The 10,800-nt window shown below is 70.0% G+C and carries 6 protein-coding genes; 1 reads left to right on the top strand and 5 read right to left on the bottom strand.

What is annotated here, in order from left to right; genetic code table 11:
• The first annotated feature begins 215 nt into the window (after window positions 1–215).
• Window positions 216–1,304, top strand: a complete 1,089-nt coding sequence (locus WMF29_RS22910; RefSeq protein WP_437330877.1) for a hypothetical protein — start codon at window positions 216–218, stop codon at window positions 1,302–1,304.
• Between the two features lie 88 nt (window positions 1,305–1,392).
• Here the strand turns inward: WMF29_RS22910 and WMF29_RS22905 are convergent, their stop codons facing one another.
• From WMF29_RS22905 to WMF29_RS22885, 5 genes are all read right to left on the bottom strand, one after another.
• A complete protein-coding gene (locus WMF29_RS22905; RefSeq protein WP_437330876.1) occupies window positions 1,393–2,160 on the bottom strand; it encodes a phosphoenolpyruvate--protein phosphotransferase in 768 nt (255 codons plus the stop codon).
• A gap of 307 nt (window positions 2,161–2,467) precedes the next feature.
• Window positions 2,468–4,030 carry a hypothetical protein gene (locus WMF29_RS22900; RefSeq protein ID WP_437330875.1) on the bottom strand — a complete coding sequence of 521 codons (1,563 nt, stop codon included), beginning with the start codon at window positions 4,028–4,030 and terminating at the stop codon, window positions 2,468–2,470.
• 473 nt (window positions 4,031–4,503) lie between these two features.
• The gene (locus WMF29_RS22895; protein WP_437330874.1) at window positions 4,504–8,406 is read right to left on the bottom strand and encodes an RHS repeat-associated core domain-containing protein; all 3,903 of its coding nucleotides are present in this window, start codon (window positions 8,404–8,406) and stop codon (window positions 4,504–4,506) included.
• A gap of 312 nt (window positions 8,407–8,718) precedes the next feature.
• Window positions 8,719–9,516: a hypothetical protein gene (locus WMF29_RS22890; protein WP_437330873.1), complete on the bottom strand. Its 798-nt coding sequence runs from the start codon at window positions 9,514–9,516 to the stop codon at window positions 8,719–8,721.
• Entirely contained in the window at window positions 9,513–10,775 is a 1,263-nt protein-coding gene (locus WMF29_RS22885; protein WP_437330872.1) for an AAA family ATPase, read from the bottom strand. The genes WMF29_RS22890 and WMF29_RS22885 overlap by 4 nt, the downstream gene beginning before the upstream one ends.
• Between the last annotated feature and the right edge of the window lie 25 nt (window positions 10,776–10,800).

Genomic DNA, 10,800 nt, shown 5'->3' with positions numbered 1-10,800 from the left:
TCCCGCGAATGTGTGCAATCGCGGCAATCGCGAGCCCACCGTCCGGTAGCCCGGGAAAGCTACATGGCTCGGACGGCCTCGCCGGGGGCGCGGCTGACGTGCGGGAGAGGGAGATGACCGGGCAGGAACGTCGGGCTCGTGCTTCTTCCTGGCGCCGGCGGCGTGGGCTCGCTCGGCGCGAGGCAGGCGTTCGCGATTAAACTCCCCTTGTCGCCATGCCGCCCACCGCCTTCGCCGTCTGCCACCACGACGCGCCGCACGTGCCTGTGCGCGTCTGCCCTCGCCTCGACGTCGAGCACCGGCCGGGCGTGAGCCTCGTGTGGACCGGCGTGAGCGCGATCGCGTGGCAGCGGCTCGCCTCGCTGGCAGGGGCTCCCCTCGAGATCGCGCCTGCTGGGACCGGCGAGCCGGCGGCGCCCCTCGCGCAGGCCATGCGCGAGAGCTTGATCGACGAGACCACCCTGGACCCGGCGTACTGGGCCGCCTGGGCCGGGCCGCTCGCCGAGAGCTCGGCCGAGGCGCTCCAGCGGGAGAGCTGCCGCCTCTTCGGCGTGGACTGGCCCCTGGGCGCGCCGTCCGGCGCGGACCCGGACAGGATCGCCCTGTGGAGCGGTTTCGCGATGCACCCGCGCTTCGATCCTCCGCTGGCCCGCGCTCCGTTCCCTCGATCTCATCACGGCGTTCAGGTCCCCTGCTTCGGCGTGTGGTCGAGCCCGGACGAGCCCGAATCCGTCTGGCAGTCGCGGGCAACGCAGGCGCTCGTGCATTTCCCTCGCACCACGGACGCCGAGCTCGTGGGCCTCTCGGACGAGGAGATCGACGCCGCATACAACCAGTTCGTCGTCGAGCTCCGCGCGGCCGAGCCCGAGGTCAGGATCATCGTGGCCACGTTGCCCGCCGGATCGACGCTAGGGCGCACGATCAACCGCGCGCTCTCCCTTCTTCAGGAAGACGACGCGCACCCGCGCGCGCGCTTCTCCGCCGACGAGGGCCTGTTCATGCCGGTGATCGACATCGCGTGCGCCGCTCGCTCGAGCGAGCTCGCCGACCGCGCGCTCGAGAGTCCGTCCCTCGGGCGCGTTCGCCTGGGCCCTCTCGAGCAGGTCATCCGCTTTCGCCTCGACGACGGGGGCGCAAAGGCACCCTCGCCGTCGCGTTCCTTCGGCCTGATGTCACCCCCGCGACGCTTCAGCTGCGCCATGCGGTTCCTGGTCCTCGTCCTCGCCCGGCGCAGCAAGCTGCCCATCTTCGCGGCGTGGGTCGAGAACGCCGAGGTCCTCGCGAAGGCGCCAGCGTCCCGGTGATCAGTCCTGGTGCGGCGGCGCGCCGGGGAAGCCGCCGCCGTGCGACCCGCGCCCGGTCGGCGCCGTGGGATCGTTTCACGAGCCTCGATCAGGCGGGAACGGAGGGCTCGTTCTTCTTCCTGCTGGCGCTCGCGGCGCGGGCTCGCTCGGCGCGCCGCTCCTCTTCCGCCGCGTCCTCGTAAGGCGACAGGAGGCGGTCGCGGAGGAGCGCGTGCGCCTCGTCCTTGTCGTCGTCGTACTCGGCGTGGACCTGGACCAGGAGCGTGCCGTAGGCCTCGTGCCACGCCTCCACCGCCTTGATCGCCGGGTCCGCGCTCTTCGCCTCGGTGACGCCGAGCTTCTGGCCGTAGAGCGCCGTCCAGCGCCGGAGGCGATCGACCTCGGCCGCGAGTCCGAGGCGCTCCACCGCGGCCTTCACGTCCTTGCCGTCGAGCGCCTTGATCATCGCGCTCATGCGCACCCACTGCTGGGAGTACACGAGCTTGACGAAGCCCGTACCCGACGACAGCACCTCCGACCGCACAAGCGCGGCGTCGGCCCGGCGCGCGGCCTCGTCATCGCTCAGCGGCAGGATGTCGTCGTGGTCGAACGAGCGCTCGACGCCGTCGAGCTGGGCGCCGAAGGCGGAGATGCACCGGTCGGCGCCGCGATCGATCTCCGTCATGGTGGCGTCGGTGCTCCCGAGCGCCTCGACGGCCTCGGTGCGCGCGATGACGGACTGGACCGCTGCGTCGACCTTGGGGGCGAGCTTGATCTTCTTCGATTTCAGCGCCTCTCGGTGAGAGGCGAGCCTTGTACCTGCGACGATGCACCCGCTCGGCGTCAGCCGTCGGGCGAGAAACGCGGCTTTTCCCATGATGGCGGGGGTATCACGGCCGCGCGGGCGCGAAAGAGGCGGGCAGGATTCCGGCCATGGGAGGCAGCTTTGCGACGTGGGCGGCGGCGATGCGGGGGCGGCGATCGGGAGCGCGGCGGCGACCCGGCGGGCGTCGGCGACGCGGGGGCGGTGACCCGGCGGGCGTCGGCGACGCGGACGCGGTGACCCGGCGGGCGTCGGCGACGCGGCACGGGCTTCCGGGGGGCGTCGGCGACGCGGAGGCGGTGACCCGGCGGGCGTCGGCGACGCGGCGCCGGCCTCGACACGGCCTGGGCCCGAGGCGCCGCTACGGCAGCCAGCGGCCCACCTCCGCGATCGCAGAGGCAGCGCCGACGATCGCCGCAGAGCCGCCCAGCCTGCGCAGCAGCGGCGCGAAATCCGTGAGCCCGCCCCAGCCGATCAAGAGGTTTTCGAAGTCGTCTTCCCAGCAATTCCCCAGCACGGCGCAGAGCACGCACGCGGCGTCGTCCAGCGCCATCCACGGCGCACAGGCGAGCACCGAGCGCAGCGTGTCGCTGTCGCCGTGCTTCCAGTAGGCGTCCATGACCTCGGCCACGGCGCGTTCCCGGAGCGCTTCGGGCAGGTGCGGCACGATCGCCGCGAACGCGGTCACCCGGAGGACGCCCTCCGTCCTGTCCGCCAGGCGCAATGCTTCTTCCGGATCCAGCCCCGCACATGCGGCGGCAGCCTCGTGATAAGGACCGGAGAGAAGAGACCCGACCTTGTTGGGCGAGGCATCGCACAGCTGGCGCGTGAGCTCCGGATCGGCCTCTGTCGGGATACCGGCGAAGGAGGGGATCAGACATGGCACCAGCTCGCCGACCTCATCGAGCGCGGCCCGCGCCTCGTCCGCCCACGCCTGCACCGCCTCCCGTTCGGCCCCGGTGAGGGTGCCTGCCAGCGTGACCAGCGCCACCGCCCGCGCGCGCGCCGCGCCGGTCGGCTTCGCGAGATCCACGCTCGGCTCCTTATAGGGGTGGGCGCGATAGTCTCGCGGTCCGTGTCGACTTCCCTCCTTGGCGAACAGCGCCCCCTCGACGACGGCGCACCGCGTGATGATGTTCAACGCCGCGGCACGCTCCGGTTCGGTGGACGCATTGAACAGCGCATCTTCCGCAGCCGTGCGCGCGCGGCGGGCGTCCGTGACGAACCCCACGAGCCCTCCCGGTCTTTCCATCCATGTGGCGAGCCACGCCGGTGAGACCAGCTCCATGAAGGCGGACAGCGCGGGCGCTCGCCGCGTCATGTGGGCCCCCAGGTACTCGACGAGGTAAGCAGGCCAGGTGAGCGCACCGCTGTCGAGGGCCCTGGCCGCGCGCAGGCTGGCCAGACCCCGAGCGACGATGCCGTCTTCGAGCGACGCGATGTCTGCCGATGCAGCCCAGCGCGTGCGCGTCCCGTCGTCGCGGAAGCGATAGGTCCCGTCGTCCGCGTGGACGACGAGATCACGCGCCGGACGCGGCGCGCGGTGGAGCGCCTCGATCGACGCGCTGGACAGCTCGAACGCCGCGATCAGGTCGTCCTTCGATACCGGCGCGAGCGCCGTCGCCAGGGCGTCGAGGCATCGCTCCGCCGCGCGCCCGTCATCTCCGCTCCCGGTCAGGGTGTCTCGCGCCTGCTGCACCGCCGCTTCTGCGGCGGTGGCGTCCCCTGGCACGTGCAGCACCGCGGAGCTCTCCTCGGTCCACTCGAGGTGCTGACGCCAGTCTGAGCTCCGGGCGGGAGGACCTTCCACGCCCACAGACACGAGGAACCGCACCCTGAACCCGGCTTCGTCCAGAAACGGTACCCCCTTCTCAGGCTCCCAGTCGGCCGCGCGCTCGAGGCCGTCGACGATCACGAGCAACACAGGATCTTCCGTCTCCAGGTCCCACCGCAATGCGCCGGCGATCGACCACCGGAGCTCATTGGGGCTGCGTGGTCGAGAGAATGCTGCTGACCACGAGCTTCGAAACAGACTGAACAGCACCTTGAGCGCTTCGCGTTCCACCGCGGTTCCGAAGCACGAGCTCACCGGAAGAAAGATCACCTCTGCGCTGTTGCGCGTCGCCATGGAGAGGGCCCATCGCGCGAGGGCCGCGGTGCGCCTCGTTTGATCTGCGCCGACGACGAGCGCACAGCTCGGCCCGTCCGCGAACCACCCGTCGAGCGCCGTGAGGAGAGCGGCGTCTTGCTCGGAAGCGGACCGGGCGAGGGTGTCCTCTTGAAGCCATCGCCAGAACTCGGCCAGGCCAGCGTGCGACCGCGCGTACCCACCCTCCGGCCCGCGCAGTCGATCCGCCGTATGCACCGGAGGCTCTCGGCCGTCAGGCATTGAATCTCTCATCGTCTCCTCTTTTGCGCCTGCTGCAGTACCTGCTCGGAGAGGGGTGTGTAGGTCGTTTCTCCGTCCCAAGGCCTGATTTTCTCGGGTTTTCTCGGCGCATGTCCTAGGATGCCCTTTGTGATGCCCATGTCGTTGAACATCTTCTTGCACGCTGGGCAGGGATTGGCACCGTAGCGGACGCCCTGCTTGTAGGTATCTCTCGTCCCTTCGTAGGTCTCGATGGTGTATCCCTCCTCGTTGAACAGCTTGGCGATGTCCTCTTTCTTCGTGTTCGGTCCCATCTTGCGAGCGAGGCTCGTGAGCGCCGTCATCTCTGCGCAGGAGGTGCGATCGGGCAGCGGCACCGCCGGATGCTGTTCACCGACGCCTCCGCCTTGTTTGAGGTTGTGCCCCTCGGCGACGACGTTGCCCCTCGCGTCCTTGATGACGGAGTACATCAGCCCGTCGGGGTCGACGGCGGACGTGGGGCAGTTGGCGGCGTAGGCGAAGGCGTTGAGCCCGCCCTCGATGCCGATGGGGTCGGGGCTGATGTACCGGCCCAGCTTCGGGTCGTAGTAGCGATGGCGGTTGTAGAACAGCCCGGTCTCCTCGTCGGCATACTGGCCGCGGAAGCGGATGGGCGTGCTCGTCGAGGCGCCGTCGGCCACGGCGACCGCGCCCCACGGGGCGCGCAGGAGCTCGCAGCCGAGCCGGCCGTCCGGGCCCATGAGCGCCTCCGGGGCGCCGGAGTCGTCGTTCACGTAGTGCCACCACGGCGACACCGTGCGCACGCCGCCCTCCGTGCGCGCGTCGCGGTGCGCGAACGGGATCGTCGAGCCTTGCTCGAAGACGTAGGTGCGCTCCTCGACGACGGGCGCGCCGCCGGCCGCTGCGCTGTGCTTGATCTCGTGGACCAGCGCGCCGCCGTCCCACACGAAGCGCGTCGCCTCGAGGAGCGTGCGCCTGCCGTTCACCTCGCGCCGCCAGAGCCGCTTCGCCACCCGGCGAGCGAAGGGGTCGTACTCGAACGAGACCACCGTCCCATCCGGCCGCTCCACGGCGTCGAGCCGGCCGGCGGCGGACCAGCGGTAGCGCGTCACCGCCTCTTCCCCTGAGGAGCGGCGCTCGCGTCGCGCGACGAGGCGCCCTTCGGCGTCCCAGACGTAGCGCTCGGCGCCGCAGCGCTCGATCCGGTCTCCCGGCCCGTACAGGCGCCCCGGCGCGCCGGGCGTGACGTCGTGCACGTTGCCTGTCTCGTCGTACCTGAACGAGGCCTCCTCTCGGCCCTCCCGCAAGACACGCGCGAGCTGGCCGATCGGATCGTAAGAGAACTGCGTGGTGCCCCGGCGCTGGTCCAAGCGCATCGCGAGGAGCCCGTCGCTCGTGTAACGGAACGCCTCGGCGCGGACGGTGGCCGGCGGCACCGGGCCGACCCATGCGGGCTGTCCTGGTCCGACCGCGGGCGCCGCCGCGCGCGCGATCACCCTGCGCTCCGAAAGCCGCCCCAGCGCGTCGTACGCGGCCTCGATCCTCGTCCCGCCCGGGAGCACGCGCGCGACCTCGCGGCCGAGGACGTCGTTCTGGGACGCCGAGGCGACCTCGCCGTCGAGCGCGAGCTGCACCTGTCCGCGCGCGAAGTCGTGGGTCCATTGCGCCGCGTGCCCGAGCGACGTGCGGCGCCCGGCGACCTCGCCCGTGAGGCGGTAGTCGATCCGCACGTCGGCGCGCTCGCCCGCGACGTGCTGCTCTTCACGCACGATCCAGCCGTTCGGATTGCGCTGGAACACGAACAGCCCGGCAGGGCACGCCGCAGCCACGATGTCTCCGTTCTCGTCGTGCTCGAACGACTCCTCCGTCCCGTCGGCGAACACCCGCCGCACGAGCCGCCCGGCGGCGTCGCGCTCGTACTCCGTGCGCTCGCCCAGGCCGTTCCTCGACCACACGACGCGGCCCATCGCGTCGTGACCGTAGCGCGTGACGCGCCCGTCGAACGCGTGCTCCTCCACGACGGGCCCCGCCGGATTCCGCGTGAAGCGGTAGATCTCGCCGCGGGCGTTCTTGACGTAGGAGAGCCACCCTTCGCGGTTGTAGCGGAGCTCCACGACCTCGCCGTTCGGCTTCTCGATGCGCGAGAGCTTGTGGAAGCCGCCATAGGACAGGCGCGTGGTGCGACCCTCGGCGTCGGTGATTGCAATGGTGTTGCCGGCGCCGTCGTGGGCATACCGCTCGATGGCCCCGTCAGGCGAACGCACGGAGAGCAGGCGGCCGGCGTTCGAGTACGTGAACGCCGTCCTCCCCCCGCGCGCGTCGAGGATCTCGACGCACCGGCCCCACGCGTCGTACCCGGCCTGCGTGCGTGCCCCGAGCTCGTCGACGCGCTCGATCACATTGCCGTGCGCGTCCCGCGCGAAGACGATGGTCCTGCCGTCGGGCCACTCCGCCCGGACAGGCTGCCCTCGCGCGTCGAAGCGCACGATGCACGTTGCGCCGAGCGGGTCGGTCCAGCTCAGCTCGTCGCCCGCGCGGTGCACGCGCGTCGAGGCGCCGTCAGGCCCGATGACCTCGAGGATCTCGCCCGCCGGATCGCGGCGGATCGTCGTCACGCGCCCGAGCGGATCGACCACCCTCGTCTCACGCCCGAACAGGTCGCGCTCCCAGGTGGTGGTCGCCCCGAGCGCGTCCGTGAACGAGGTGAGGAAGCCGCGGTCGTCGTAGCTGCGCAGGAAGACGCCGAGCGGCGTCACCGCCTTGGCGACGAGGCCGTGCGCGTTGCCGAAATAGCGGTGCAGTCCGACCGAATCCACGGCCTCGGAGTAACCGTCATCCCCGTACTCGAACTTCGTGTGGAGGACCCCTCGCGCTTTCGTCTCATGATCCGCAAGGACCGCGGGGACATCCTCCGCGAGGCTGATGTCCGTGGCGCCTGGAGCCTCTCCCCAGGTCTCCACGCATCGGCTCGCCGCGTCGTAGCGGAAGAAGAAGGTGAGGCCCGTCGGGCCCGTGGTGGACGTCAGCAGGTTTCGCTCGTCGTACGCGTACGTCGTGAGCTCGCCATCGGCGTCTTCTGCGCCGGTCAGCCGCCCGTGTGCGTCGTACGAGTACCGGACGAACGGGACCCACCGCCCCTGTTCGAGCGCGTTCTTCGCCTCCAGAGCAGCAATATGGCCATCGCGCCCGCGGACGACGCGTACGACCCGTCCGGTGGCGTCGGTCACCTGAACGAGATGGCCTTGCTCGTGGTCCAAGACGATGCGGTTGCCCCAGCGATCGGCGATCGCCGAGAGGCGGTAGGTCATGCCGTCGTCCGACGGCACCTGAACCTCGAAAATGAGGCGCGGACCGTCCGGTAGATCGAGCCGGAACCCGAGGCCCTCTCGGTGCAGGAGCCAGCCATGGGGGCCGAGCACGCCGGCGGCCGGTTCGAGCTTGCCGAAATCGTGCTCCACGCCGTCGGACGTGATGACGCGGACCGACCGCCGGCGCTCGATCACCTGCCACGCGAGCGAGAAGGTCCACCCCGGTCCGAGGCCGACGTCACGGTCGCGCGACGTGCTGGAATACGTGCGCTCGATCCGGAGCGGCAGCGGGCTCGGAAGAAAGAGGTCGACTGCGGGCAGCGTGAACACGCGGCCGGTCACGACGTCGACCGGATCGCCGCGCGACATCGTGCCGCTCGTACCGGGCCCGTGGTGGTTGGGGCAGCCGCCGCCGTCGGTCGAGCCGGTGCCGCACGACCCCGCGCTCTTCCCGCCGCCGTTCGCGTCACTGCCGCCGCCCCTCCCGTCGGCTCCCCGCGCGCCCGTCGAGCCTCCGCCGCCTTTCCCCCCGGACCCGCCGCCTCCGCCTCCGCCGCCCATCACGAAGACACCCGGGTTCATGCCGGGGATCGCGGGGATGTTCGGCGCAGGCGCTGTTCGCATGCGGCCATGCTCGACGGCGCGACGCGAAACGGCAACGGCGTTTGCGACCGCATGGCTCGGACGGCTTCTCCGGGGGCGGCTGACGTGGGGGAGGGGGTGGATCAGACGGGAACGTCGGGCTCGCTCTTCTTCCGACGATGCACCCGCTTGGCGTGAGCCGCCGGGCGAGAAACGTGGCTTGTCCCATGATGGCTGGGTATCACGGCCGTGCGCTCGCGGAAGCGCGTGGCAGCTTGGCGGCCGTGGCGCCGGCGACGCGGTGCGCCCGAGGTCCTCCTCGCCCTCATCAGCGCCGCTGGTGCAGCGGCCGCATCATTCCCAGCCGCGTGTGCGCTCGAGCGCAGCGCGCAACGCGCCGCACCGGCCCATGCGATCCACGCTCTCGGCGAACGATTTCCTCACGTCGTAGGCGAGCTGTGTGGGAAATCCGTTGGATGCGAGCTCCCTGTTGTATGCCTTCTTCAGGCACAGCGCTTGGTCGGGCGCGGGCAGCTCGTCGAGCTCCGCACGCCTTCCCTCCCATGACTCGATGTCCCCGACGTGGCGGCCCCCGTGCTCGCGGCGGCAGATCTCGCTCGCGCGCCGAACGTTCTGGTAGAGCCATGCCTCGATGCTCCGGAACGGGCAGAGGAGAAGGAGACGCTCGATCTGCAGCACGGGCGCAGGCGGCTCGGCGTCGTCCTTGGCTCGCAGCCTGGTCCGAGGAGCGTTCGCGCGACCCCGCTCGGCGACCTGCGGCAGCTGCGTGAGGACCCGTCGATCGAACTTGTCGAGGTTCTCGCTGGTGTTCCGCTCGGCCCAGGGCCGATCGCCGTCGAGATGGAAAACGACGAAGGTGTTCGGCGATAACAGCTTACGCGCGATGTACCTGAGCAGCCGGACGCGCCGCTCGTGCTCGCGCGGGTTCTTCCCGTCGGTCTTCCAGACGTTGCCGCGCATCGCCTCCTCCTCCTTCGGCTCGCTCGGAAGGAAGTCGATCCGATGGCGCCCGTAACCGGGAACGACGAGCTCGAGCATCCGGCCGACGAGCGCCTCGACGGTCGCGCGACCGTCCTCGCCGCTGTCCTCCGTGAGGATCACGATCGCGAGGCGGGCCCCCTCGTCGCTCACCACAGCCCTCGCGACTGCAGGATCTCGCTCACGTGCTCGACGCCGACCTCGTATGCGGCGAAGAACTCCGCGGCGTCCTCGTCGCTCATGTTCGTCCAGGTCCAGGCCGGTCTGCCGCCGCGCCCCTCGCCGCGACAGAGCACGAAGCTATGGCGGACCTGCTCGGGCGAGGTGATGGGGACGTAGTCGAGAAGGAGCGGGTTCTGGCTCGTCAAGAACGCCTGGCGCTCTCCGATCGCATCGACGCACGCCGTGATCCATTGGTGGTGCAAGCCGTTCACCAGCTCGTCGGCGATGACGATGTCGTCGTTGCAGGCGAGATAGTAGAAGAAGGTGAGCAGGCGCTTCTGCCCGTAGCTCAGGCGCGCGTGGGTGATGAACTCGCCGCCCTCCCACCAGAACCGGAACACGAAATTCCCGAACGTCACCATCTCGTGATCTTCGCCCCACTGTTGCCGCTCGGTCACGTCCACCCTTAGCTCGGCGGCGTCGAACCTCATAGTTTCCTTGATGGTAGTCAGGAAGGCGAGATCAGCGTGTTGGAAGGTGTAGTCAGACCTCGGCCGCTCGTACCTCTCCGCCAGTCGCCTAGAGAGCGCTTGCGGCACGCCAATGACGCGGGCTTCGGCTTCGGCGAATAGTGTTTTGTTTCGATGAACGAGCAGTATCCCGCGCGCATCGCCCGAACCAACGAGCCACGTGAATAGCTCCAGTGACTCGTCGAATCGCCGCGCGGTGCGCGCGCGCCGAACCTCGTGGTGTATGGATATCGCGACGGGTTCAGCTACCTCCAGCATGTAGAGCCAGAGGAAACCCGCTTGCAGGCATGATAGCTCGCGAGCGCGCCCGGTCGGGGGTCCGTCTCCGATGATGAGTCCAAGATCGCTATCGTACCGAACGTGGTGACGGGGGCCCGATAACGATTCCTCTATCGTGATGTCTGCAGCAGAGCGCCAGTGCTCCGTCAGTCCGAACGCGGTGCGAGGCTTCGTCTCTGGGAGGCTCGTATCTTCTTTGTTGCTGACAGCAACGAGCGCCGTCGCTTTGCCCGGCACCGCGAGCTCGTACTCCACCGCGAACTCTTCTCTAGCCAGGCTGCTGAAATCCGACCTCACCACCATCGAGATCAGCTCGAGCAGCGTCGTCTTTCCGGTCCCGTTCTGGCCGAGCAGCACGTTGAGCCCGTCCGAGAACCGGAGCTCCGTGCCCGGCGCCACGCCCCGGAACTTCTCGATCCGCAGTCGCCTGAGCTTCAGCATCGCGCGCCGACGTTAGCCTGCCGCA

It is taken from the genome of Sorangium sp. So ce381, assembly GCF_051473845.1.
GTDB lineage: Bacteria > Myxococcota_A > Polyangia > Polyangiales > Polyangiaceae > Sorangium > Sorangium atrum.
This window is presented reverse-complemented; position numbering and strand designations above follow the sequence as displayed.